At 36.0% G+C, this 25504-nt stretch carries 23 protein-coding genes, 3 pseudogenes and 1 other annotated feature; all 26 genes and pseudogenes read left to right on the forward strand.

Translation table 11 applies throughout. The features are described 5' to 3' along the window. The first annotated feature begins 198 nt into the window (after window positions 1-198). The 26 genes and pseudogenes from icd (at window position 199) to AC0L8O_RS04510 (ending at window position 25497) form a co-directional block, all read left to right on the forward strand. Window positions 199-1470 carry an NADP-dependent isocitrate dehydrogenase gene (icd, locus tag AC0L8O_RS04385; RefSeq protein ID WP_473446755.1) on the forward strand — a complete coding sequence of 424 codons (1272 nt, stop codon included), beginning with the start codon at window positions 199-201 and terminating at the stop codon, window positions 1468-1470. 132 nt (window positions 1471-1602) lie between these two features. Further along, complete coding sequence (gene mdh, locus AC0L8O_RS04390; protein ID WP_473446756.1) at window positions 1603-2538, forward strand: malate dehydrogenase; 936 nt, start codon at window positions 1603-1605, stop codon at window positions 2536-2538. 218 nt (window positions 2539-2756) lie between these two features. Beyond that, window positions 2757-3233, forward strand: coding sequence for a hotdog family protein (locus tag AC0L8O_RS04395; RefSeq protein WP_473448650.1), 477 nt, complete (start codon window positions 2757-2759; stop codon window positions 3231-3233). Window positions 3234-3446: 213 nt separating this feature from the next. Then, window positions 3447-4163 carry a response regulator gene (locus tag AC0L8O_RS04400; RefSeq protein WP_473446757.1) on the forward strand — a complete coding sequence of 239 codons (717 nt, stop codon included), beginning with the start codon at window positions 3447-3449 and terminating at the stop codon, window positions 4161-4163. After that, complete coding sequence (gene pnpS / locus AC0L8O_RS04405; protein ID WP_473446758.1) at window positions 4160-5929, forward strand: two-component system histidine kinase PnpS; 1770 nt, start codon at window positions 4160-4162, stop codon at window positions 5927-5929. The genes AC0L8O_RS04400 and pnpS overlap by 4 nt, the downstream gene beginning before the upstream one ends. Window positions 5930-6217: 288 nt before the next feature. Beyond that, window positions 6218-6699: pseudogene (tnpA, locus tag AC0L8O_RS04410) on the forward strand (IS200/IS605 family transposase). Window positions 6700-7038: 339 nt separating this feature from the next. Then, complete coding sequence (hflK, locus tag AC0L8O_RS04415; protein WP_473446759.1) at window positions 7039-8016, forward strand: FtsH protease activity modulator HflK; 978 nt, start codon at window positions 7039-7041, stop codon at window positions 8014-8016. After that, window positions 8006-8935, forward strand: a complete 930-nt coding sequence (gene hflC / locus AC0L8O_RS04420) for a protease modulator HflC (protein WP_026560840.1) — start codon at window positions 8006-8008, stop codon at window positions 8933-8935. Before hflK ends, hflC begins: the two co-directional genes overlap by 11 nt. Before the next feature lie 169 nt (window positions 8936-9104). Beyond that, entirely contained in the window at window positions 9105-11732 is a 2628-nt protein-coding gene (gene polA, locus AC0L8O_RS04425) for a DNA polymerase I (RefSeq protein ID WP_473446760.1), read from the forward strand. A 26-nt stretch (window positions 11733-11758) separates the two neighbouring features. After that, window positions 11759-12583: a DNA-formamidopyrimidine glycosylase gene (gene mutM, locus AC0L8O_RS04430; protein WP_473446761.1), complete on the forward strand. Its 825-nt coding sequence runs from the start codon at window positions 11759-11761 to the stop codon at window positions 12581-12583. A gap of 166 nt (window positions 12584-12749) precedes the next feature. Then, window positions 12750-13385: a sporulation membrane protein YtaF gene (gene ytaF / locus AC0L8O_RS04435; protein WP_473446762.1), complete on the forward strand. Its 636-nt coding sequence runs from the start codon at window positions 12750-12752 to the stop codon at window positions 13383-13385. Between the two features lie 19 nt (window positions 13386-13404). Then, window positions 13405-13997 (forward strand): annotated as a pseudogene (gene coaE, locus AC0L8O_RS04440) (dephospho-CoA kinase). Between the two features lie 192 nt (window positions 13998-14189). After that, window positions 14190-15209: a glyceraldehyde-3-phosphate dehydrogenase gene (locus tag AC0L8O_RS04445; protein WP_473446763.1), complete on the forward strand. Its 1020-nt coding sequence runs from the start codon at window positions 14190-14192 to the stop codon at window positions 15207-15209. A gap of 280 nt (window positions 15210-15489) precedes the next feature. Then, a complete protein-coding gene (gene speD / locus AC0L8O_RS04450; protein WP_026560846.1) occupies window positions 15490-15870 on the forward strand; it encodes an adenosylmethionine decarboxylase in 381 nt (126 codons plus the stop codon). Between the two features lie 135 nt (window positions 15871-16005). Continuing rightward, the gene (locus AC0L8O_RS04455) at window positions 16006-16404 is read left to right on the forward strand and encodes a cytosolic protein (protein WP_078432521.1); all 399 of its coding nucleotides are present in this window, start codon (window positions 16006-16008) and stop codon (window positions 16402-16404) included. Between the two features lie 48 nt (window positions 16405-16452). After that, window positions 16453-16911, forward strand: a complete 459-nt coding sequence (gene nrdR, locus AC0L8O_RS04460; RefSeq protein ID WP_026560848.1) for a transcriptional regulator NrdR — start codon at window positions 16453-16455, stop codon at window positions 16909-16911. 83 nt (window positions 16912-16994) lie between these two features. Next, complete coding sequence (locus AC0L8O_RS04465; protein ID WP_473446764.1) at window positions 16995-17453, forward strand: hypothetical protein; 459 nt, start codon at window positions 16995-16997, stop codon at window positions 17451-17453. Further along, a complete protein-coding gene (locus AC0L8O_RS04470; RefSeq protein WP_473446765.1) occupies window positions 17450-18295 on the forward strand; it encodes a DnaD domain protein in 846 nt (281 codons plus the stop codon). Before AC0L8O_RS04465 ends, AC0L8O_RS04470 begins: the two co-directional genes overlap by 4 nt. 170 nt (window positions 18296-18465) lie before the next feature. Beyond that, window positions 18466-19403 (forward strand): annotated as a pseudogene (gene dnaI, locus AC0L8O_RS04475) (primosomal protein DnaI). A gap of 145 nt (window positions 19404-19548) precedes the next feature. Then, a complete protein-coding gene (gene ytxC, locus AC0L8O_RS04480; protein ID WP_473446766.1) occupies window positions 19549-20373 on the forward strand; it encodes a putative sporulation protein YtxC in 825 nt (274 codons plus the stop codon). A gap of 641 nt (window positions 20374-21014) precedes the next feature. Continuing rightward, entirely contained in the window at window positions 21015-22955 is a 1941-nt protein-coding gene (gene thrS, locus AC0L8O_RS04485; protein WP_473446767.1) for a threonine--tRNA ligase, read from the forward strand. A gap of 177 nt (window positions 22956-23132) precedes the next feature. Further along, window positions 23133-23259 (forward strand) — a sequence feature (ribosomal protein L20 leader region). An 82-nt stretch (window positions 23260-23341) separates the two neighbouring features. Further along, window positions 23342-23863: a translation initiation factor IF-3 gene (gene infC, locus AC0L8O_RS04490; RefSeq protein WP_169908260.1), complete on the forward strand. Its 522-nt coding sequence runs from the start codon at window positions 23342-23344 to the stop codon at window positions 23861-23863. A 21-nt stretch (window positions 23864-23884) separates the two neighbouring features. After that, a complete protein-coding gene (rpmI, locus tag AC0L8O_RS04495) occupies window positions 23885-24085 on the forward strand; it encodes a 50S ribosomal protein L35 (protein ID WP_026560853.1) in 201 nt (66 codons plus the stop codon). 32 nt (window positions 24086-24117) lie between these two features. Continuing rightward, the gene (rplT, locus tag AC0L8O_RS04500) at window positions 24118-24477 is read left to right on the forward strand and encodes a 50S ribosomal protein L20 (RefSeq protein ID WP_026560854.1); all 360 of its coding nucleotides are present in this window, start codon (window positions 24118-24120) and stop codon (window positions 24475-24477) included. 99 nt (window positions 24478-24576) lie between these two features. After that, the gene (locus AC0L8O_RS04505) at window positions 24577-24846 is read left to right on the forward strand and encodes a DUF1294 domain-containing protein (RefSeq protein WP_473446768.1); all 270 of its coding nucleotides are present in this window, start codon (window positions 24577-24579) and stop codon (window positions 24844-24846) included. Window positions 24847-24915: 69 nt separating this feature from the next. After that, complete coding sequence (locus AC0L8O_RS04510; protein ID WP_473446769.1) at window positions 24916-25497, forward strand: TVP38/TMEM64 family protein; 582 nt, start codon at window positions 24916-24918, stop codon at window positions 25495-25497. The last annotated feature ends 7 nt before the right edge of the window (window positions 25498-25504 follow it).

Here is a 25504-nt window from a genome sequence, read left to right on the forward strand (position 1 = left end):
TAATTGGATGTTAGTAGTAGTTGGTTCCGAATGCATTTCCTCAAATAAGGGGGATGCAAATAAAGGAATCAATACTACTTAATCATATAAATATATGGAATCTTTTAATTCCAAAAATGAGAGTACTATACTTTAAGATGTTCATATCTATTGGTAGAATAGATATGAAGCAACTACATAATTCGGGAGGTAATTGTCTTGACACAAGGTGAAAAAATTTCAGTAACAAATGGAGTATTAAACGTACCAAACAATCCGGTAATTCCGTATATTGAAGGTGATGGAATTGGACCTGATATCTGGGCTGCTGCATCACGTGTAATAGAAGCAGCTGTTGAGAAAGCATACAATGGGGAAAAAGGAATTGTATGGAAAGAGGTATTAGCTGGAGAAAAGGCATTTAATCAAACGGGTGAATGGTTACCAACTGAAACATTAGATGTTATTCGCGAATATTTAATTGCTATTAAAGGACCACTAACAACTCCAATTGGTGGAGGAATTCGTTCATTAAACGTTGCTCTCCGTCAAGAACTGGATCTATTCACATGCTTACGTCCAGTGCGTTATTTCCAAGGTGTACCTTCACCTGTTAAACGTCCTGAAGATACAGATATGGTCATCTTCCGTGAAAACACTGAAGATATCTATGCTGGTATTGAATATGCAAAAGGCTCTGAAGAAGTAGAAAAATTGATTACTTTCCTGAAAAATGAAATGGGAGTTAACAAAATTCGCTTCCCTGAAACTTCTGGAATCGGTATCAAGCCTGTATCACAAGAAGGTACTAGCCGTTTAGTAAGAGCTGCAATTAACTATGCAATCGAGCACGGCCGCAAATCTGTAACACTTGTTCACAAAGGAAACATCATGAAGTTTACAGAAGGTGCGTTCAAAAACTGGGGTTATGAGCTTGCTGAAAAAGAATTCGGTGATAAAGTATTCACTTGGGCAGAATATGACCGCATTGTGGAAAGCGAAGGAAAAGATGCTGCAAATAAAGCACAAGCTGATGCCGAGTCTGCTGGAAAAATCATTATTAAAGATTCAATTGCAGATATCTTCTTACAACAAATCTTAACTCGTCCTCGTGAATTCGATGTTGTTGCAACAATGAATCTAAATGGTGACTACATTTCTGATGCCCTTGCTGCACAAGTAGGTGGTATCGGAATTGCTCCAGGTGCAAATATTAACTATGAAACAGGTCACGCGATCTTTGAAGCGACTCATGGTACTGCACCAAAATATGCTGGTCTTGATAAAGTTAACCCATCTTCTGTTCTTCTTTCCGGGGTACTTATGCTTGAGCATTTAGGTTGGACTGAAGCAGCTGAATTAGTTATTAATTCTGTTGAGAAGACAATTGCTTCAAAAGTTGTAACTTATGACTTTGCACGATTAATGGAAGGTGCTACTGAAGTGAAATGTTCTGAATTTGGTGATGAATTAATTAAGAATATGGGCTAATGCTTAACTGTTGATGCTTATCTAAAATGACGGGGTTTGCTTATGTGAAAAAGATGAGAATGTGTACATTCAATATATCGATCACATAAGCAGCCCTTTTTCAAAACCTATACATATAAGGGGATGTTAGATATGGCCATTAAACGTAAAAAAGTATCTGTGATCGGCGGTGGCTTTACTGGTGCTACAACTGCATTTTTACTAGGTCAAAAAGAACTTTCAGACGTAGTGTTAGTTGATATTCCTCAGATGGAAAACCCGACAAAAGGGAAAGCTCTAGATATGCTTGAGGCTAGTCCTGTCCAAGGCTTTGATGCAAATATTACCGGTACATCAAACTACGAAGATACCGCTAATTCAGACATTGTTGTGATCACTGCAGGTATTGCCAGGAAACCTGGAATGAGTCGTGATGATCTGGTCTCAACAAATGCTAATATTATGAAATCGGTGACAAAGGAAGTTGTAAAGTATTCTCCAGACTGTACGATCATTGTATTAACAAACCCGGTTGATGCTATGACATATGCAGTGTATAAAGAATCTGGATTCCCAAAGCATCGAGTAATTGGACAATCCGGAGTTCTTGATACTGCTCGTTTTCGTACGTTTGTTGCCCAAGAGCTGAACCTTTCTGTGAAAGATATAACTGGATTCGTTTTAGGCGGCCATGGTGATGATATGGTTCCATTAGTACGTTACTCATATGCGGGTGGAATTCCTTTGGAAACACTAATACCTAAAGATCGTTTAGACGCAATCGTGGAGAGAACTCGAAAAGGTGGCGGAGAAATTGTTAATCTATTAGGAAATGGCAGTGCTTACTATGCTCCGGCTGCTTCTTTAGTAGAAATGGTAGAAGCTATTTTAAAAGATCAACGTCGTGTTCTTCCTTCCATTGTTTATCTTGAAGGTGAGTATGGGTTTAATGGAATTTATCTAGGTGTTCCAACCGTCTTAGGCGGAAATGGACTGGAACAAATTATTGAGCTTGAATTAACAGACGAGGAGAAAGCTGCACTTAAGAAATCTGCTGATTCAGTACAAAATGTGATGAAGATCCTTTAATAGGCAGTCTAATGGAGAAAGTTGAGGAATTAGCCTCAATTTTCTTTTTTATACATGTTAGCCCAAAAAAGAAACATACTATTTCTTAGCTTTTTTATACTATACAGAAAGTATATAAATAATTTGGGTGATAGTATAAGAAAAACGAATGCTTTCACCATGAGGACTTGGTGACAAGCCAAGTTTTTCTACTAAAAAATGATGAAGGTGGTGCAAATATGCTTCTGGGGAAGAAACAGAAACTTGGCAGGCATATTGAAGAAATTACGATTGGTGAAAAACTAACATTAACCGAGAAGATTGAAGACAAAGATCTTCTTCTTTATTTAGGATTAACAAATGATGCAAATCCTCTGTATATTCAACATGATTATGCTTCCCAAACACCATACGAAAAGCCTGTTGTGCCTAGTATCATGCTTACGGGGATTATTACCTCGGCAATATCTAAGTATCTACCGGGACCAGGAAGTCATATCATCAAACAAGAAATTTCATTTCTTCAGCCACTTCATCATTATAGTGTTATTCAATTTTTGTTCGAAGTGAGTGAAGTGTTTGTCTCTGAAAACAAGATCATTATTCGTGTACATGCAGAAAATAAGGAAAATGAAATCGTCTTGGAAGGAAAAGTAACAGTTTGTCCTCCGTATAGAATAACTCCAATTGAGGGGAAAGCATTAGAGAATTTTTAGCATATGGTAATTAATGAGGGCTGACTCATAATGGGTCAGCTTTTTCAAAGTCATATTGCTAAATTAATTTATTCTTTAGTTATTTTTACTAATATTGAAACGAATGGTTGCTCTTCTTCCACACTATTCGCTAGAATAGAAATACACAAATAGAATAATAAAAAGAATATTTGGTTCAGGTGAAGGGAAATTAAATCCTTGGAGGCCCTATAAATGAGTAAGAGAATATTAGTAGTAGATGATGAGCAATCAATTTCAACCCTATTAAAATATAACCTAGAACAAGCAGGTTATCATGTGTTAACAGCTATGGATGGTGAAGAAGGGTTACACATTTGTATAAATGAACAACCTGATTTAGTGGTACTAGATTTAATGTTGCCGAAAATGGATGGAATTGAGGTTTGTAAACAGCTTCGTCAGCGGAAACTTATGGTTCCTATTCTTATGCTTACTGCGAAAGATGATGAATTTGACAAAGTACTAGGTTTAGAATTAGGTGCAGATGATTATATGACAAAGCCTTTCAGTCCAAGAGAGGTTGTTGCAAGGATAAAAGCTATATTAAGAAGAAGTCAATCACATGCTGATACGGAAACGATAGAAATAGAGGACGCAAATCAAATAATAATTGGTGATTTACGTGTTTTGCCGGATCATTATGAAGCGTATTATGGAAAGGAACGCTTGGATTTAACTCCAAAAGAATTTGAGTTGCTTGTTTACCTGGCAAAGCATAAAGGTCGTGTTCTGACAAGGGATCAACTGCTTAGTGCTGTTTGGAATTACGATTTTGCAGGAGACACAAGAATTGTTGATGTACACATTAGTCATTTGCGAGAAAAAATTGAAAGGAATACAAAGAAACCATTATATATAAAAACAATAAGAGGATTGGGGTATAAGCTTGAGGAGCCTAAGGGTGAATGAATAGGTTCCGTTCTCGTTTCTTATTTGCACTTATCACATTAATTGTTTCAGTGTTAGTAGGTTTAGGACTATTATTAGGCCAAATCTTTAATAGCTATTATCTTAATTCATTTAAAGAGGAGATGATGAAAGAAGCGGAGCTTACACGATCAATTGTGACAAATGAGGATTTAACAAATCAAGAGATAGAAGGACTTCTGGATGAGTTGGGAGAAAAATATACATCACATATAACGGTTATATCAAATCAACACCAAATCATTTTTGAAGCAGGAATATTAAAAGAAGGTCATGATCACAAACGTTTAATGGAGAATATATATCCGCTCATGAAAGAACGAACAAAAGGATATTACTATACAGACCAGGTAGAAGATGTTGCGTATTATGGTTTTCCAATAGAAGAAGGATCGAATAGTGAAGGAGTCGTCATCGTTAGTTCATCTGTGGATTCATTAACAAAAGTGAATAACCAGTTATGGATGATACTTGTAGGCTGCTTAGGTATTGCGTTTATTATTATCCTTTTAATAGGTGTACGTATTACTGCGCAATTTACACGCCCAATTGAATCAGCAACAAAGGTGGCAATGGAGCTGGCAAAAGGAAATTATAAGGCGCGTACATACGAAGACCATCTTGATGAAACAGGTATGTTAAGCCAGTCAATTAATATACTTGCCAGAAATCTTCAAGACATGACAAGGGCACAAGAAATGCAACAGGATCGACTACAAACACTCATAGAAAATATGGGGAGCGGCCTTATTTTAATTGATGGAAGAGGGTACATAAATTTAGTTAATAGAGCATATAAGGAACTTTTTGAGGTTGATTCAGCTGGTTTTCTTTATCAATTGTATCATGACGCATTTGAGCATCAGGAAATCATTGAAACTGTGGAAGAAATATTTATGACAGAAGTAAAAGTCCGAAAACAATTACACCTTCCAATTAAGATAGAGCGAAGACATTTTGAAGTGTATGGTGCACCAATCATCGGTACAAATGATGAGTGGAAAGGAATTGTTCTTGTTTTCCATGATATTACTGAATTGAAAAAATTAGAGCAAATGAGAAAAGACTTTGTTGCAAATGTCTCACACGAATTAAAAACTCCTATTACTTCTATAAAAGGGTTTAGTGAAACATTATTAGACGGGGCGCTTAGTGACAAACAAACAGCTGAATACTTTCTTTCAATTATATTGAAAGAAAGTGATCGCCTTCAAACGTTAATTCAAGATTTATTAGATCTTTCGAAAATTGAGCAGCAAGGCTTTTTACTCTCTATCCAACCGTGTGATCTAAGAGAAATATTGGAGGACATTTCGGTCATACTTGATAGTAAAGCGAAAGAAAAATATGTTGAATTAAACATGATCCTTCCCGATAATTTAACTTATATTGAAGGGGATATCTATCGTTTAAAACAAATTTTCATAAATTTAATTAACAATGCTCTAACCTATACACCACAGGGTGGATCTGTTCGTGTAAGAGTTGAAAAACATGATAAGTATGCACTTGTAACCGTGTCTGATACAGGTATTGGGATTAAGAGTGAAGAAATACCAAGAATTTTTGAGCGGTTCTACCGTGTTGACCGCGCAAGAAGCAGAAATTCAGGGGGGACCGGTTTAGGACTTGCGATTGTTAAACATTTAGTTGAAGCACACAAGGGGCAGATTAGTGTTCACAGTGAGGTTGGGAAAGGAACAACCTTCACGGTGAAATTAAATAAAAAAATAGACCTGCTACCTTAATTCAACTAAATAATTTATATTTTCGACATACTTTACAATTAATTTACATCAAATTTAAGATTGCTTAATAAAAGGTTGGTATTATACTAAGTGAAAACCCCTTCATCCAAGGAGCCAATCTTTTGGACGTAAGTCTTGTACTTACGTCCCTTTTTTATGAAAACGAAAACCCTAGGCTAGGCCAAGGGTTCTAAAAAGCTTTCAGCATTGTATTAAAAAAACTCTTCCGTGGTGCTAAAATATTTTTGGTTCCCCAACCAAAAATATGAGCATACGGAGGAGTTTTTAATGTCCAAAGACAATAGCAGTTTAGCACACACAACTTGGAATTGTAAGTATCACATAGTATTTGCCCCGAAATAAAGAAGACAAGTAATTTATGGGAAAATTAAAAAGGATATTGGAGAAATACTACGTACCTTATGTGAAAGAAAAGGTGTGGAGATTATTGAAGCAACTGCGTGTAAAGATCATGGGCATATGCTAGTTAGCATCCCACCTAAAATAAGTGTATCTTCATTTGTAGGATATTTAAAGGGGAAAAGTAGTTTAATGATATTTGATCATCACGCAAACTTGAAATATAGATATGGAAACCGTAAATTTTGGTGTACGGGTTATTATGTTGATACAGTTGGAAGAAACAAAAAGGTAATAGAAGAATATATAAGAAACCAGATACAAGATGATATAGTCGCAGAACAATTAAGTATGATGGAATACATTGATCCTTTCACGGTGAAGAGGTAAAGAAAAAGAAACGAAAGTAAGAAGGAGGCCTTTCAGGTCTGGCCAGTAGAAGTAGTACATATGGGGAACCTTTCAGTAGCCCTTTAGGGCTTGGTCAGTAACAAAGGCTAACTTTTGGGGTGCAGTTCATTATCACGGGTGGTTTTTATTTTGTTTAAACGCTTAATTTCATTATCAGTTTTATGGCAATGTCTTATGAATTTCCCCCCACTCATATAGTAGTAGACTTTCCTAATGAGTTAATTCTTTGATTATGACAGATGATCCATTAGGATGAAATATTTGAAACCTTTTTGAAATGTAATCGTATGTATAGTATCGCAATAGAATAGAAGTACGTGAGAAAGGTAGGGGGAGACATGTTAAGTTTGAAAAGAATTTTTTCCATCATCGGATTTGCCTTATTAATTATTGTATTAGCAATTGTTGCATTTACTTCATGGTATACCGTTGATGAATCAGAACAAGCAGTTATGATAACACTTGGTGAAGTTGAAGAAGGTGTAAGCGAGCCGGGCTTGCATTTTAAATATCCTTGGCCGATTCAGTCAGTAGAAGTTCTTTCAAAAGAAACATTTAGTCTTCAGTTTGGCTATAAGGAAACAGAAGACGGAGTGGTTGAGGACTTTCCAAAAGAAACTAAAATGATTACAGGTGACGAAAATATCGTTTTAGCGGACATGGTTGTTCAATGGAAAATTACTGAACCGGGCAAATACTTATTTAATGCTGAAAATCCAACGGAAATGCTTGAGGATGCTACTTCTGCAAGTTTGAGGAGTATAATTGGCAGCTCAACAATAGATGATGCTTTAACATCGGGAAAAGTAGAAATTGAAAAGCAAGTTCAAGAATTATTAACTACTTTAGTCGAAGAATATGATATTGGGATTACTATTTTGGCAGTTAAATTACAAGATGTTGATTTACCTAATGAAGAGGTTAGAAAAGCATTTACAAATGTTACTGACGCACGTGAAACAATGAATACTAGGAAGAATGAAGCAAATAAATACCGCAACAAACGAACAGAAGAGGCACAGGGGGAAAAGGCTGCCATCATGTCTTCAGCTGAAGGTGATAAAGCTGCCCGTATGGAAGAAGCCCGCGGTGATGTAGCTCAATTTAATGCTATTTATAATGAATATGTGAATGCAAAGGATATTACAAAAAAACGTTTAGTATTAGAAACAATCGATCAAGTGCTTCCTAATGCAGAAATCTACATTATGGAGGACGACGGAAATACAATGAAGTATTTACCGATTAAAGATGGAGCAGCAACAAAACCTGTAGCACCAACTGAGCAGGAAGGAAGTGAAACGAATGGCCAATGATAATGTTGTAAATATGGAAGAGAAAAAAACTTCCTTCACATTTAAGGGGTATCTTCGGGCAGGAGTGATTTTTCTAATCTTCATTGCACTTCTTGTCATTCTTCTAACAAACTTATTTATTGTGAAAGAAAATGAATATAAAGTTGTGCGCCAATTTGGTGAAGTTGTCCGTATTATTGAGGAACCGGGCTTGAATTTTAAAATTCCTTTTATTCAATCAGTTACTACTCTACCGAAGTATCAAATGACCTATGATGTGGAAGAGGCAGAAATTAATACAAAGGACAAAAAGCGACTTATTATAGATAATTACACTGTTTGGAGAATAGAGGATCCTAAGAAAATGATTTCAAATGCAAGGTCAATTGTTAATGCTGAAACAAAAATGGCGGAATATGTATTCTCTACTGTTCGTTCTGAATTAGGACAATTAGATTACGATGAAATTATTAATGATGAAAAGTCTTCAAGAGGCAGCTTAAATGACAAAGTAACTGATATCGTCAATAATCTGCTTGAAAATGGTAACTATGGAATTGTTGTTACAGATGTGCGAATGAAGAGAACTGACTTGCCTTCAGAAAATGAAGAATCTGTATTTACAAGAATGATCTCAGAACGTGAATCAACTGCACAGGGTTATTTATCTAAAGGGGATGCTGAAAAAAATAGTATCATAGCTGAAACGGATCGAGAAGTAAAAGAAATGCTTGCTAAGGCAGAGGCTGATGCTGAGGTTATTCGAAGTGAAGGAGAAAAAGAAGCAGCAAAAATTTATAATACTGCTTATTCAAAGGATCCTGCATTCTATGAAATGTACAGGACGTTACAATCGTATAAACAAACCATCGATGAAGAAACCGTCATCATCATTCCATTCGATTCACCTTATGCAAGTTTGCTAAAGGGAGTACAATAAAGGGAGACTTACTACCCGTTAAGAATGCAATAAACATGTGAATAGAGCCCTGGTTTTCCTTTCTATTTGTAGTCATGATAAAATAGAAGTGGAGAATCAGGGTTTTTACATACTTAAAAATGAAAACTTGCGAATCATTATTTTTCGCTTGAATAGAGGAGGAAAAGGATTGACAAAAAAGCTTGTATTAATTGATGGGAATAGTATTGCTTATCGTGCCTTTTTTGCATTACCTTTACTAAACAATGATAAAGGTGTACATACGAATGCGATTTACGGGTTTACGATGATATTAATGAAGATACTTGAGGATGAAAAGCCATCACATATGCTTGTTGCATTTGATGCAGGAAAAACAACATTTAGACACCAGACCTTCCAAGAATATAAGGGAGGAAGACAAAAAACTCCGCCTGAATTATCTGAGCAATTTCCGTTTATCCGGGAGCTGTTGGATGCTTACCAAGTATCAAGATATGAATTGGAAAATTATGAGGCAGATGATATTATCGGGACATTATCAAGACAAGCTGAGAAGGATGGATATGAAGTTAAGGTTATTTCAGGTGATAAAGATTTAACACAATTAGTAACTGACAAAATCACTGTGGATATTACGAAAAAGGGTATTACAGATGTTGATTCATATACGCCGAAGTTCGTACAAGAAAAGTATGGCTTAACACCAGAGCAAATCATTGATATGAAGGGCTTAATGGGTGATACGTCTGATAATATACCGGGAGTTCCTGGCGTAGGAGAAAAAACAGCAATTAAGCTATTAACAGAGTTTACATCATTGGAAAATGTTCTAGAGTCGATTGACAAGGTCAGTGGGAAAAAACTTAAAGAAAAACTTGAGGAAAATCGCGACCAAGCATTAATGAGTAAAAAACTCGCTACAATAGACTGTGAAGCACCGATCGCTATTGGACTGGATGAAGCTCACTATGAGGGATTTGATTCTAAAAAGGTTACAGAGTTGTTCAAAGAATTAGGTTTTAATTCTTTATTGGAAAAAATAGGAGCCGATGCCGCTGAGGAAGAAGAAATTGAAGAGATCAGTTTTGAAGTTGTAAGTGAGTTCTCAAAAGAAATTTTATCAGATGAAGCTACTCTTTATGCAGAGGTTTTAGAGGATAGCTATCATCAAGCTGACATTATAGGCTTCTCGATCATAAATCAACAAGGACATTACTTCATACCTGCGGAATTAGCTTTAAATTCTGTTCAATTCAAAGAATGGGCAGAAGATGAAACAAAGAAGAAAACAGTCTATGATGGGAAGAAAACAACTGTAGCTCTTAGATGGAAAGGGATTTCATTAAAAGGAATTAACTTTGATATATTAATTGCGGCGTATTTATTAAATCCATCTGCTACCTTTGAGGATGTAGCGAGTGTCTCAAAAGCACATGGAGTATCCGTTGTCCAACATGACGAGGTTGTTTACGGTAAAGGAGCAAAGCGCTCTGTACCAGGTGATGATCAGCTAGGAGAGCATCTTGTACGAAAAGGACTGGCTATGTCTGATTTAAAGGAAAAGCTTATAAATCAATTAGAAGAAAATGATCAATCTGCTCTTTTATATGATTTAGAGATGCCTTTATCATTAATACTTGCTGAAATGGAAGCAACTGGTGTTAAAGTGGATGTTGATCGATTGAAAACGATGGGAAAAAACCTAACTGATCAGTTAAAAACATTAGAAGAGAGTATTTATTCCCATGCAGGAGAAGCATTTAATATTAATTCGCCAAAACAGCTTGGCGTCATTTTATTCGAAAAATTAAATCTGCCTGTTGTGAAAAAAACAAAGACAGGATATTCAACTTCTGCGGATGTATTAGAAAAGCTGGAAGATAAACATGAAATTGTAAAGGATATTCTCCATTACCGGCAACTTGGAAAGTTACAGTCTACATATATTGAGGGCTTACTAAAGGTTGTTCACAAAGATACGCAAAAAATTCACACAAGATTTAATCAAGTGTTAACGACGACGGGCAGACTTAGCTCAATAGATCCTAACCTCCAAAACATTCCAATTCGCTTAGAGGAAGGGAAAAAGATTCGGCAGGCATTTGTTCCATCTGAAAAGGATTGGGTCATTTTTGCAGCAGATTACTCACAAATTGAGCTGAGAGTATTAGCGCATATTGCAAATGACAAAAATTTAGTAGACGCATTCCAAAATGACTTAGATATTCATACAAAAACTGCAATGGATGTTTTCCACGTATCAGAAGATGAAGTTACTGGAAATATGAGAAGACAAGCGAAAGCAGTTAACTTTGGTATTGTGTATGGAATAAGTGATTTTGGACTTTCACAAAGCTTAGGGATTACACGTAAAGAAGCAGGGGAATTCATTAAGCGCTATCTGGAATCATTCGTTGGTGTTCAGGAATACATGGAAGATATTGTTGCTGATGCAAGAGAAAAAGGATATGTTAAAACACTGCTCCAAAGAAGAAGATATATACCGGAAATCACTAGCCGCAATTTTAATCTTCGCAGCTTTGCAGAAAGAACCGCAATGAACACGCCTATACAAGGGAGTGCAGCTGATATAATTAAGAAAGCTATGATTGATATGGCTGATAGATTAAAAAAGGAAAACCTGCAAACGAAGTTATTGTTACAGGTACATGATGAATTGATATTTGAAGCTCCAAAAGAGGAAGTAGCTATACTTGAAAAAGTGGTTCCGGAGGTAATGGAAAATGCTGTTGAATTAAAAGTACCTCTAAAAGTAGATTATTCTTATGGAAACTCATGGTATGATGCGAAATAAACTTTATTCTAAAAGGATGTGAGTACATGCCTGAATTACCAGAGGTTGAAACAGTCCGAAGAACACTGATTGAACTTGTAAAGGGTAAAACAATAAAAAAGGTTTCTATCCATTGGCCAAAAATGATCAAAAAACCTGATGAAATCGATCAGTTTAAAGATGCATTAGTTGGTCAAACCATTCATGATGTGAATCGGAGAGGGAAATTTTTAAAGTTTATTTTGGATGACTATGTACTTGTATCTCACTTAAGGATGGAAGGGAGGTATGGGTTATTCTCGGCGAAAGATGAGGTAGAAAAACATACACATGTGTTGTTTACATTTACAGACAACACAGAGCTTAGGTATAGGGACGTAAGAAAATTTGGTACTATGCATTTATTTAAAAAAGGAGAAGAGGAGCAATATCCTCCTCTTTCTCAGTTAGGGCCAGAACCTTTTTCATCAGATTTCTCAAAAGAATACCTTAAAGAACGATTAGCGAAAACATCTCGTAAAATTAAAACCGCTTTACTTGATCAATCAGTTGTTGTTGGACTTGGCAATATTTATGTAGATGAAGCTTTATTTAGAGCTGGAATAAACCCAGAGCGAACAGCTGGGCAATTATCCAATCAAGAATATGAACGTTTACACAAAGAAATTGTCAACACTCTTAACGAGGCTGTTGCACAAGGTGGCAGCACGATTCGATCTTATGTAAACACACAAGGTGAGATTGGGATGTTTCAGCTTCAGCTATATGTATATGGTCGGACAAATGAACCATGTATAAAATGTGGGCGGATTTTAACAAAAACTGTTGTTGGTGGACGTGGGACACATTATTGTTCATCATGCCAAAAATAAAAAAGGGTAAAGATATCAAAAGATGTCTTTACCCTTTTTTCTGTGATTCTAATTAGTGATCAAAAAACATAAGGTAGCCATATCGAAAAAACAATTTCTTCTTTAACATTCTCTAGGCGTTTATCATACACTATGTTAGCAATCAGTAGGAAGGGGCTAGACCTGTATGTTTCAATATACTTCACTTTTGTTATTAGCATTCGCAGTTAGTTTAGATAGTTTTTCAGTTGGATTTACTTACGGAATGAGGAAAATGAGAATCCCCTTAAAGTCGATTTTAATTATAGCGTGTTGTTCTGCAGGAACTATGCTTGGGGCTATGTTTCTTGGTGAATTGTTAACAAGGATTTTCCCTATTTATATTACCGAAAAGCTTGGTGGATTTATTTTAATGCTGATTGGAGCATGGGTTTTATATCAATTTTTTCGACCCTCAAAGGAAAGCGGAGAGGAAGAAGTTGAAAGAACGATCATAAATTTTGAAATAAAAACCCTCGGTATTGTCATTAATATACTTAGAAAGCCGATGACAGCAGATATTGATAAATCAGGAACAATTACAGGAATTGAAGCACTTTTACTTGGGTTGGCATTATCTTTAGATGCCTTTGGTGCTGGAATTGGTGCTGCCTTATTGGGATATTCGCCAATTATTATGAGTGTACTAGTAGCGTGTATGAGCTCTCTTTTTGTTTCGATAGGAATTAAATCCGGGCATATTTTTTCAAGATTTTCATGGGTGGATAAATTCTCTTGCCTTCCGGGGATCATTCTCATTATGATAGGTATATGGAAATTATAAATGATGGAGGCAAAATGCTGTGACAGTTGTCATTGGATTAACAGGTGGAATCGCAAGTGGGAAAAGTACGGTTTCAAACATGGTGAAAAAGTTAGGCATAACAGTTGTTGATGCTGACGAAATCTCAAGGGATGTCGTTGAAATAGGAAAACCTGCGTATAATCAAATTGTTGATGTTTTTGGTGCGGACATTTTACAGCAGGACCATACTCTGGATCGTGAGAAGTTAGGTGCTTTGATTTTTAGTAATCAGAAGAGGAGAGAACAGTTAAATAAGATTGTTCACCCTGAAGTACGTAAAGAGATGCTTCGACAAGTGGAAAAAGAAAAAAACAAGGATCGCGTGCAGTTCTTCTAGATATTCCATTATTATTTGAAAGCAAGTTGACCTATATGGTGGATAAAACTCTTCTTGTATATGTAGATGAACAAACTCAATTAGAACGGTTAATGCAACGAAATGGATATGCTAAGGCAGAGGCAAAACTACGGATCCAATCACAACTTCCTCTAAAAGATAAACGAAAACTTGCTGATGAAATAATTGATAATAACGGTACCATTGAAAATACACAAACCCAGGTGGAAGCTGTGTTAAAAAAATGGATTTAGACGAAAAAGAGACAATTATATGTCTCTTTTTTTACTTTTTAAACTTTTTACCCATAAGTATTAATAATGCCTATTTTAAAAATATGCTTTACAAGGATGAAAAAAACGATCTCTATCCACATATAATGTGTTATACTAATTAAAAATTATCGATTATTAGTATAACATATACGAAGAGGGAGGATGTTTATTATGGTGACTAATATTGCAATAAATGGATTTGGTCGAATAGGGAGAATGGTTTTTCGACGAGCTATTTCAGAAGGGTTAAACATAAAAGCGATCAATGCAAGCTATCCTGCAGAAACGTTGGCACATTTAATTAATTATGATACAAATCATGGAGCTTTCGAGGGAAGTGTGGTCGCTATGGACAATCATTTAGTCGTGAATGGTCATAAGGTGTTATTGTTGGATGAGCGGAATCCTGAAGAGCTTCCTTGGAAGCAGTTAAATATCGATATTGTTATTGAAGCAACAGGCAAATTTAATCATAAAGAAAAGGCGATGCTGCATGTGAACGCTGGAGCTAAAAAAGTGATACTAACAGCTCCGGGAAAGGATGAAGATATCACGATTGTTATGGGAGTCAATGAACAAAATTATGATGCCAATCAGCATATAATTATATCAAATGCTTCGTGTACAACGAACTGTTTAGCACCTGTCATAAAGATACTTGATGAGGAGTTTACAATAAGAAATGGTCTCATGACAACCGTTCATGCGTACACGAATGACCAAAGAAATATTGACAATCCGCATAAAGATCTAAGGAGAGCAAGGGCTTGCGGACAGTCCATCATTCCTACGACAACTGGTGCTGCAAAAGCTCTGGAACTTGTTTTGCCTCAAATGAAAGGTAAACTTCATGGTATGGCATTAAGAGTACCAACACCAAATGTTTCACTTGTTGACTTAGTTGTTGATGTGGATAAATCTGTTACAGCAGATGAAATCAATCATGCCTTTTTATCAGCATCGCAAACTTCATTAAAAGGCATTCTTGACTATTCTACAGAGCCTCTCGTATCCGTTGATTATAATACAAATCCCTTCTCGGCAATCGTCGATAGTTTATCAACCATGGTCATTGATCAACATAAAGTAAAAGTACTGGCCTGGTATGATAATGAATGGGGATATTCATGCAGAGTAGTTGATTTAACAAAAATGGTAGAAAAAAGTATGTCACAATTATTAGGTGTATGAGAAATTAAAGAATAATTAAAATTCCTACGGAAAAAGTAATACATGCATGATCATGTTGGATGAAACCCTTTAACTAAGAGATGACAAATAATTTTTCAAAAGTTTGTTGCAAAACATATACAAACAAAGTATACTATTTTTCGTGAACTTCTTATCAAAGCCAAGGTGTTAAGGCTACTTAAAGGGTTAGGACCTCTCTGGACTAACTTTCCCCCGTGGTAGTACACATACCATACGCGAAGAATTCATGTAAAAACTAGTTAAAGGGGGATCCATGAATATGGAAACAATGGGTAGACACGTAATCTCAGAATTATGGGGATGCGATTTTGATAAGTTAAATGACATGGATTACATTGAAAAAACATTTGTAAATGCGGCGTTAAAGTCAGGTGCAGAAATTAGAGAGGTTGCATTTCATAAATTTGCTCCTCAAGGAGTAAGTGGAGTTGTTATTATCTCTGAGTCTCATTTAACCATTCATAGTTTTCCGGAGCATGGTTATGCAAGTATTGATGTTTACACTTGTGGTGATTTAGATCCAAATATTGCTGCAGACCATATTGCAGAGTCTTTAGGTGCACAGACACGTGAAAATATTGAAATACCAAGAGGTATGGGACCTGTACAAGTAAAGCAAGCGGAAGCGAAAGCTCTTTAATTTGAAACAAAACATTCAGAGGTGTAGATTATTTAATCTGCACCTCTTTTTATTATCGGAAAATTTCAGTATGATAGTAATAGAATAACTTTTCATACATATAGGGAAAAATAAATAATAAAGGGGAATTCTAAAATGAGTTTTGTGAATAAAATAAAAGATTTTTTTAGCACGCACCAAGAAACAAGAGATAAACATTATAATCCAGACTTGCAAAGCCGTTATTATAAAACAACAAATAAAAAAGCATTGCAGTCAGTAAAGGAGTTAATTGAACAAAACCCGGGGATGACAGTGACATCGGTATCGGAAGAACGTGGAGAAATGAGCGTGAACATTGACCGCCCCAGAAAGGCATTTTTAATTGTAACGGTTATTTCTGTGCGTCCTTTTGAAACAGCTGTTGATCTGACAGCAACCACAAATACCGTGTTACCAACAGACTTTGGTTACAGTAAAAAAATCATTCTAGATTTATATAAAAAGCTTGATCAAAAAGAAACATTCGTTGGTGCAGGAAAAAGTGGAAGATAAAGACCTGGGTCATAAACCTGGATATGACGTAAAGAAGGAGTTGGTCATATGAAATGTCCTTCGTGTCAGCATAATGGGACAAGGGTATTGGATTCTAGACCTGTAGATGAAGGGAGATCAATACGCAGACGCCGTGAATGTGAAGAGTGTCAATATCGTTTTACAACATTTGAAAAAGTCGAAGAATTTCCTTTAATTGTTGTGAAGAAAGAAGGAACAAGGGAAGAATTTAGTCGAGAGAAAATCTTAAGAGGTCTCATTAAAGCTTGTGAAAAGAGACCTGTTCCTTTGCAAAAGCTTGAAGACATTGTTCATGAAATTGAAAAAGAGCTCAGAAATCAAGGTGTTTCTGAGGTTAACAGTGAACTAGTAGGCGAAATGGTAATGGATAGGCTGGCTAGAATAGATGAAGTTGCATATGTACGGTTTGCATCTGTCTATAGACAGTTTAAAGATATAAATGTCTTTATTGAGGAATTAACAGACCTTATAAAGAAAGTAAGATAAGTGATGAAAGAGCTAATGGAGAGAAATCCTTCAGCTCTTTTTTCAGTGGTGTGTTTTACAATAGGGATGAAAGGTTGAGGGGTATGGAACAGCATTGGAAAGAACTGCTTGCTATTGATCGATATACAGTTAAAAGCAACTCAGTTCTACAAGACTTAGATCGAAAAATCATGACATTACTTTATCAGCCGTTAATAGGTTCAAAATCTTTTAGTCTTTATATGACTTTATGGGGAGAATTAGAGCAAAATCGCATTTGGAGTGTTGAAACGACTCATCACAGTTTAATGACTCTAATGCAAAGTAATTTGCGGGAAATTTATCATGAACGAATAAAATTAGAAGGACTAGGATTGCTGAAAACATATCTAGATGAAATTGATGGTGTGAAAAGATACGTATACGAATTACAGACACCTATTCGACCTAATGAGTTTTTTCAAGATGGTGTATTAAATATTTATCTGTATAATCGTGTTGGTCGGAATAAGTTTTTACAACTAAAAAGATTTTTTCAGATGATCAAATGGAAGAGGGAATGAAGGAGATTACGAAATCGTTTGATGATGTGTTTGATTCCGTTCGGTCTGCAGAAATGATGGGTAGAGTAAATAAAGAAACAATGGATGATCTAACACTTGAAAATGACAGAGAATACCTCCAATCAGATAGCCGGTCTACATTGGAAATATCAGATGCTTCATTTGACTTCGATTTATTTTTCTCCGGTTTATCTGATGCGCTTATTTCTCCAAAAGCTTTTACACCTCCAATAAAAGAGGTGATTAAAAAGCTGTCTTATCTATATGGAATTGGTGCAGTTGATATGAAAAATGTGGCCATGTCAAGTCTTGATCAGGATGATATGATTGATGTAGAATTGCTCAGAAAATCAGCGAGAGATTGGTATCAATTCCAAGTGGGAGATGAATTACCGAATCTTGTGGATAAGAAACAGCCACTCACGTTACGGTCAAAGCTTAACAAAAAACAATTATCAAAAGAAGAAGAACTAATGGTTCAATTAGAAACCATTTCACCAAGACAATTTCTAACAGATGTTGCAGGAGGAGTCCCGCCGGCTGTGGGTGATTTGCAAATTATTGAAGAGGTCATGGTTCAACAAAAGCTTGAGCCGGGTGTTGTGAATGTATTGATTTATTACGTTATGCTGAAAACAGATATGAAGCTTACAAGAGCTTATGTACAAAAAATTGCAAGTCATTGGACAAGAAAACAAGTTAAAACCGTGAAGGAAGCAATGGACTTAGCGAAACAGGAACATCGTCAATATCAACAATGGGCAGAGGAAAAAACAACATCAAAGAAAAAAATCAAAGTAAGAAAACGCCCATTCGAAAGGAAATCCTTCCCGAATGGTTAAAAGGTGACGAAGGTAATACAGACAAAGAAGAACAGCAACAAAACAAAGAGGGAGTAAAGAATAAGAATTTGGAGCAATTCGAACTAGAAAAGAAGAAATTATTTGATCGGATTAAAAAATATAAGGATAATAAAAGCGGTGAAATGAATGAAAGGAGGAATGAGTAGAATATGGAACATATGAGCAAGTCATTAAAAAAATTAACGAGCAGACCTGATTTTAATGAACGATACAACGATTTAAAGAAACAGGTGCTAAATAATCCTGATGTACAAGCATTTATCACTAAGCACTCAACAGAAATTGAAGACGGGATGATTAACAGGAGTTTAATGAAGCTTTATGAATTTATTAATCAAAGCAAAAACTGTGAAATATGTCCATCTTTGGCTGAATGCAAAAATTTATTGCAAGGCTATCATCCTCGTTTAATCATACAAGGTCGAATCATTGATATTCAATATGATAAATGCCCAACAAAAGAGCTTCAAGATGAAAGGAAAAAAATGAGGCACTGATTAAAAGTATGTACATTCCAAAGGACATTCTTGAAGCACAGTTTGACAAGATCGACGTTGATGTCGAGGAAACAAGCCGCCTTCAGGTTATTAGTATCGCTCAGGATTTTGTTGAAGCCTATAACAGTGGGAGTCATCCAAAAGGTATCTACTTGTACGGATCCTTCGGAGTTGGCAAAACGTATATTTTAGGTGCTATCGCAAATGAACTTGCCTCACATAAAGTACCTTCAATGCTTGTTTATGTACCGGAATTTATGAGGGAATTAAAGGGCTCGTTTCAAAATTCATCACTCGATGAAAAGTTGGATGCGGTGAAAAAAATACCTGTATTGATGCTGGACGATTTAGGTGCAGAATCTGTATCAAGCTGGGCACGGGATGAAGTTCTGGGAACAATACTACAGTATCGAATGCTTGAAAATCTGCCTATTTTTATTTCATCAAATTTTAACTTGAAGCAACTTCAACATCATCTTTCCATTTCTCAACGTGGAGAAGAAGAGCCGGTTAAAGCAGCAAGGATTATGGAACGGATAAAACATATGACAATTCCAATTGAACTGATCGGTAGAAACCGAAGAGGGTAATAAGCGAGTTGTTTTATAGATTCATGAATCGACTATCTCAAAACTGAGGTAGTCTTTTTTCTAATGTAAACCCATTTATTTACTTCTAAATAAGAAATCCCCCCATATACATAGATTGAAGTGCTGGCAAATAGGGGGGACAAACATGCTTGAGATATTATTTGGGTCTCCGAAAGAGGCAAGGACGATGTATTCAATTTTTCGTTCAATATCTGAAACAGCTTTATCTGAGCTACAATTAGTAAACAATCAGTGTATAAAAATCACCCCGAAATCGTGGGATATCACACTAGAGCAATTTGTTATACCGGGTCTTACTCAATTTATTATTTGTCATAAAGAGCAGCGCTTGATTATGAACATGCTGAAAGAACTTTATTATTTTTCAGATGAAGAGGAACAACAGCAGATTTTACATATTACACAATCTATAATTGAGGGAGAAAGGGAAGAAATTCCGAATGTGCAAAAATTAGTACCAAGAGAACACTTTGTAAAAGAGGCATTAGAGGAATTTTTGCGACCGGATTTATATTTCACCTACTCGTCCTTTCAAAAGTTCAGATTGCAAAAATATCTTAGTAGTTTAAGAGACTATGTGGAAATTGCGATTGAGGAATACAAGATGGAACAGGAATATCAAAATTTTATACAAAGTTTACGAGAATATTTATGTGGAAATGAAAGCAAAATCCCGAGGGTTCACCTTGTTTATGATAAAGAATATGTGATTTATAACGAAAACAAGTGTTTGATACCAGATGAGGATTTAAAGAGGTTAATTGATAAGGACTTTGTACACAAACATCCAATGTATATAGATACAAAGCTATTAGCCCCACTGGTGTCGATGGTCCCTGTAAAGATTTCTCTCTATGCAAATGATTCTCTAGATGGCATGATCCAAACAATCTTAAATATATTTGAAGAGAGAGTCACAATCCATCGGTTGGAGGATTTTCATAATTAAACATAGATGAGATGAAAAGTACATCGTACATAATATATAGCTTAAAGATCATCTTGATTTTATCGGAAAAACAATTTATAATACGTAATAATTGAACAAAAGATCTGTCATGATAAGGACATGAGCTTGTTTATACGGTTCCCAGAGAGGGAAGGAAATGCTGAAACCTTCCTAACACGATGAGCAAACTTACCACCTTTAAACTTCAGTTGTGAACAGTTATATCCTAACTTATTAATAGCTGACGGTCTTCCCGTTATCGATGTTGAGCCAAAGTCTTATTTAACTTACTTTTGAATGCATGAATGATGATGTTTTACAGACTTTGGGAACAAGGGTGGAACCACGATCCATTGACTAAGTTTATTAAACTCGTCCCTTTTTAGGGGGCGAGTTTTATTTGTTTTTAAGAGCGAAACACTGATGCTAGGTTTGAAATTTGTGTTGGTGTAGAGTTGAAGTACATGAAGTACAAGTGCAGTCATGGCGATTAACGACGCGTTCTTGACTGTCAGGTCTAGCCCCCACGAGGTCATAAGCCACTTAGAAATTGAAGGTAAAAGCACCTTCTATTTCTAAGTGTCTTAATTGCCCGAGGCTGATCGAGGCGCTTCCACATTTCAAAGAAGGAGTGAACAAGGATGTCAGACGTTATAAAAATTGCGTTTCCAGACGGAGCTGTGAAGGAGTTTGCAAAAGGTACCACAACTGAAGATATTGCGGCATCCATTAGCCCTGGTTTAAAAAAGAAATCACTTGCAGGGAAAATAAATGGTCAATTAATTGATTTGCGTACACCGATCGAACAAGATGGTGCCATTGAAATTGTTACACAAGATAGTGATGAAGCTTTGGAGATTATGCGCCATTCAACAGCACATTTAATGGCACAAGCGATTAAACGTGTGTTTAAAGACCAACCCGTTAAACTGGGAATTGGACCGGTCATTGAAAATGGATTTTATTATGATATCGATATGGAACAGGCGATCACACCTGAGGATTTACCAGTCATCGAGAAAGAAATGAAAAAAATTGTGAATGAAAATCTTGAAATTATTCGTAAAGAAGTAAGTCGTGAGGAAGCTCAGCGCCGTTACGAAGAAATCCAGGATCCTCTCAAATTAGAGCTTTTAGAAGCAATTCCAGAAGGTGAAGCTGTTTCTATTTATGAACAAGGTGAATTTTTTGATTTATGCCGTGGAGTCCATCTTCCTTCAACAGGTAAAATTAAAGAATTTAAATTATTAAGTGTTGCAGGTGCTTACTGGCGTGGTGACAGTAAAAATAAAATGCTTCAACGTATTTACGGAACAGCTTTTTTCAAGAAAGCTGATTTAGATGAGCACCTTCGTATTTTGGAAGAAGCAAAAGAACGTGATCATCGTAAATTAGGGAAAGAGCTTAGTCTTTTCACAACATCACAAAAGGTAGGTCAGGGTTTACCGTTATGGCTTCCAAAAGGTGCGACAATACGCCGTATTGTAGAGCGGTATATTGTTGATAAGGAAGAAAGATTAGGTTACCAGCATGTTTATACACCTGTTTTGGCAAGTGTTGAGTTATATAAAACATCCGGACATTGGCAGCATTACCAAGAAGACATGTTTCCAATTATGGAAATGGATAATGAAGACTTAGTACTTCGTCCGATGAACTGTCCACATCATATGATGATTTATAAAAATGATATTCACAGCTATCGTGAGCTGCCAATTCGTATCGCTGAACTTGGAACAATGCACCGTTATGAAATGTCAGGTGCGCTAACTGGCTTACAACGTGTACGTGGAATGACATTAAATGATGCTCATATCTTTGTGCGTCCCGATCAAATCAAGGATGAATTCATTCGCGTTGTTCGATTAATTGAAGCGGTTTACAAAGATTTTGGAATTGAGAACTATTCATTCAGATTGTCATACCGTGACCCGGAAGATAAAGAAAAATACTTTGATGATGATAGCATGTGGGAAAAAGCGCAAAGCATGTTAAAGGGTGCAATGGATGAATTAGGCCATGACTATTTTGAAGCAGAAGGTGAAGCGGCATTCTACGGACCAAAGCTGGATGTTCAAGTAAGAACAGCTCTTGGCAAGGATGAAACGTTATCAACTGTTCAATTAGACTTCTTACTTCCAGAACGCTTTGACTTGAATTATGTTGGAGAAGATGGAAAGCAACATCGTCCGGTTGTTATTCATCGCGGTGTTGTATCAACAATGGAGCGTTTTGTTGCATTCTTAATTGAAGAGTACAAAGGGGCATTCCCGACATGGTTAGCTCCGGTACAAGTTCAGGTTATTCCGGTTTCACCTGCTATTCATCTAGATTATGCGAAGAAAGTTCAGGAACAACTTCAAGAGGCAGGACTTCGCGTAGAGTTAGATTCCCGAGATGAAAAGATTGGTTACAAAATTCGTGAATCGCAAATTCAAAAAATACCTTATATGCTTGTTGTGGGAGATAATGAAATTGCTGAAAATGCAGTTAATGTTCGAAAGTATGGTGAACAAAAATCAGAAACAATCGCATTTGAACAATTTATTCAACACGTTCAAGAGGAAGTAAAAAGATCATAAAGTGAGAATTTATTCAGTGGGGTTGTTCCACCGAGTTTGAATGTGAAATCAAAAAAGTTATTGCAAGAACAGAATTCTTCTGATAGAATTACATTTGTTGTTTTAAAAGTATATTATTTGCTTGCAAGATCTTTCTATAGATGGTATAATTCTCTAGGTAATTGAATAGTCTTATATTTTAACAAGTAGAAGCACCCGCTTCTCACCTGATTGACACATCCGTTTGTAGTTGGCAGGTAACGATGATATAGTTTACGTATACAATCGTAGTGTGGGTGTTTTACATCCACACTTTTTTATTTGTCTCAAATAAAAAGGCCAAGATCTACTACAATGACGGTGTTAAGAATTACTATTCAGTTTTGATAAAACCTTGGAGGTGGCTAATTATTAGCAAAGATATGATGGTAAATGACGGAATCCGCGCACGTGAGGTTCGTCTAATCGGTGCCAACGGAGATCAGCTTGGAATTAAATCTCGCCAAGAGGCTTTAGAAATTGCGACAAGAGCTAACCTAGATTTAGTTTTAGTAGCTCCTAATGCAAAGCCTCCTGTCTGCCGCATCATGGATTACGGTAAATTTCGTTTTGAACAGCAAAAGAAAGACAAAGAAGCTCGTAAGAATCAAAAAATCATCAATCTTAAAGAGGTACGCTTAAGTCCTACAATTGATGAGCATGACTTTAACACTAAGCTTCGAAATGCACGCAAATTCCTAGAGAAGGGCGATAAAGTAAAAGCTTCTATCCGCTTCAAAGGACGTGCAATTACACATAAAGGAATCGGTCAAAAGGTGCTTGATCGCTTCTCAGCAGAATGTGCAGATTTAAGTACAATTGAATCACATCCAAAAATGGATGGTCGCAGCATGTTCTTAGTTCTAGCACCGAAAAATGAAAAGCAATAATCCCTTAAGGAGGAATACCTTATGCCAAAAATGAAAACTCACCGTGGAGCTGCTAAGCGTTTCAAAAGAACAGGCTCTGGTAAACTTAAACGTTCACATGCTTACACAAGTCACTTATTCGCTAACAAATCTACTAAAGCAAAACGTAAATTACGTAAATCAACTGTAGTAAGCAAAGGCGATTTCAAACGTATTCGTCATTTATTAGACAATATTAAATAATTCGGACCATCGTAATATAGGAGGGAATTTACATGCCAAGAGTAAAAGGCGGTATCGTTTCACGTAAACGTCGTAAAAAAGTTTTAAAATTAGCTAAAGGTTATTTCGGTTCTAAACATAGATTATACAAAGTTGCAAATCAACAAGTGATGAAATCATGGATGTATGCATACCGTGATCGTCGTCAAAAGAAACGTGATTTCCGTAAATTATGGATCACTCGTATCAATGCAGCTGCTCGTGTTAATGGTCTTTCTTACAGCCGTTTAATGCACGGATTAAAGCTTGCTGGTATCGAAGTGAACCGTAAAATGCTTGCTGACTTAGCTATTGCTGATGAAAAAGCATTTGCTCAATTAGCAGATGCTGCTAAAGCACAGCTTAACAAATAATTGAACGGTATAAGAGCTGACTCTAAGTAGATAGAGTCGGCTCTTTTTCATATCAAGGGAGTTTTTAGGTAATTTACATACAGAAAGGAAGTGAATAGAATGCTTTATGTATTAGTCTATTATCTATTAGTAAACATCTTCTGCTTCTTCTTAATGGGCTCAGATAAAAAGCGTGCTATTAGGGGAGAATGGCGAATAAAAGAATCAACATTGTGGTTATTTGCTCTCTTGGGAGGAGCTATCGGCGGTTATATTGGGATGAGAGTCTATCGTCATAAAACAAAACATACATCTTTTATTGTTTTCTTTCCCCTTATTGCAGTCGGACACATTATACTTTTGGTTTATTTAACAATTTCTTTGGCATAAACGTAAAATCTTCCCGTACAATGGAATCAATACAACTTTCATCTATGGATTACAACTTAGAAAGCGGTGATGACTATTCAACTGGCCACTTCTACCGTGTTGACCGTCATTCAAACGACTGGCTTTTTTGCGCCAATTGCTTTTATTTTATTTCATATGATCAGGCAGTTTTTATTTCTTCCTGTTGCGGTAGTTTGTATAGCTGGAGGAATTTTATTTGGTGCACAACTAGGATCAGTGTATTCAATCATTGGATTAACAGGCTCGAGCATTACCTTTTATTTCGTTACAAAACTCTTTCCTAAACTATTGGATCGCTTAATGAAAATGAAGGAAAAATGGTTGGGAACTTATACAAACTTTTCTTTTATTCAAATCATGATATTAAGAATGATCCCTTTTATTAACTTTTCGCTTATTTCGTTATGCATTTTAGACAAAGCCAAAACATTTGGACGTTATACAAAACTATCTTTTCTCACACACATTCCTTCAACTCTTTTGTTTACGTTTTTAGGAGCATCTATTCAGACATTACCTCCTGTCGTTTTAGTTGGGATTGTGATCGGCTTGTTTATCCTTATCTACTATTTTAGAGAAAAACAAGTGTTGATTAAGTGGAATGACTTTTTTATAAGGGAAAAAGCATGATAAGAAC

It is taken from the genome of Metabacillus sp. KJ11-3, assembly GCF_055808295.1.

Excerpts from the sequence above, each read along its gene's own strand:
- mdh (WP_473446756.1), top strand. The coding sequence starts at position 1,603 with ATGGCCATTAAACGTAAAAAAGTATCTGTGATCGGCGGTGGCTTTACT.
- AC0L8O_RS04395 (WP_473448650.1), top strand. The coding sequence starts at position 2,757 with ATGCTTCTGGGGAAGAAACAGAAACTTGGCAGGCATATTGAAGAAATT.
- AC0L8O_RS04400 (WP_473446757.1), top strand. The coding sequence starts at position 3,447 with ATGAGTAAGAGAATATTAGTAGTAGATGATGAGCAATCAATTTCAACC.
- pnpS (WP_473446758.1), top strand. The coding sequence starts at position 4,160 with ATGAATAGGTTCCGTTCTCGTTTCTTATTTGCACTTATCACATTAATT.
- hflK (WP_473446759.1), top strand. The coding sequence starts at position 7,039 with ATGTTAAGTTTGAAAAGAATTTTTTCCATCATCGGATTTGCCTTATTA.
- hflC (WP_026560840.1), top strand. The coding sequence starts at position 8,006 with ATGGCCAATGATAATGTTGTAAATATGGAAGAGAAAAAAACTTCCTTC.
- mutM (WP_473446761.1), top strand. The coding sequence starts at position 11,759 with ATGCCTGAATTACCAGAGGTTGAAACAGTCCGAAGAACACTGATTGAA.
- ytaF (WP_473446762.1), top strand. The coding sequence starts at position 12,750 with ATGTTTCAATATACTTCACTTTTGTTATTAGCATTCGCAGTTAGTTTA.
- AC0L8O_RS04445 (WP_473446763.1), top strand. The coding sequence starts at position 14,190 with ATGGTGACTAATATTGCAATAAATGGATTTGGTCGAATAGGGAGAATG.
- speD (WP_026560846.1), top strand. The coding sequence starts at position 15,490 with ATGGAAACAATGGGTAGACACGTAATCTCAGAATTATGGGGATGCGAT.
- AC0L8O_RS04455 (WP_078432521.1), top strand. The coding sequence starts at position 16,006 with ATGAGTTTTGTGAATAAAATAAAAGATTTTTTTAGCACGCACCAAGAA.
- nrdR (WP_026560848.1), top strand. The coding sequence starts at position 16,453 with ATGAAATGTCCTTCGTGTCAGCATAATGGGACAAGGGTATTGGATTCT.
- AC0L8O_RS04465 (WP_473446764.1), top strand. The coding sequence starts at position 16,995 with ATGGAACAGCATTGGAAAGAACTGCTTGCTATTGATCGATATACAGTT.
- AC0L8O_RS04470 (WP_473446765.1), top strand. The coding sequence starts at position 17,450 with ATGAAGGAGATTACGAAATCGTTTGATGATGTGTTTGATTCCGTTCGG.
- ytxC (WP_473446766.1), top strand. The coding sequence starts at position 19,549 with ATGCTTGAGATATTATTTGGGTCTCCGAAAGAGGCAAGGACGATGTAT.
- thrS (WP_473446767.1), top strand. The coding sequence starts at position 21,015 with ATGTCAGACGTTATAAAAATTGCGTTTCCAGACGGAGCTGTGAAGGAG.
- rpmI (WP_026560853.1), top strand. The coding sequence starts at position 23,885 with ATGCCAAAAATGAAAACTCACCGTGGAGCTGCTAAGCGTTTCAAAAGA.
- rplT (WP_026560854.1), top strand. The coding sequence starts at position 24,118 with ATGCCAAGAGTAAAAGGCGGTATCGTTTCACGTAAACGTCGTAAAAAA.
- AC0L8O_RS04505 (WP_473446768.1), top strand. The coding sequence starts at position 24,577 with ATGCTTTATGTATTAGTCTATTATCTATTAGTAAACATCTTCTGCTTC.
- AC0L8O_RS04510 (WP_473446769.1), top strand. The coding sequence starts at position 24,916 with ATGACTATTCAACTGGCCACTTCTACCGTGTTGACCGTCATTCAAACG.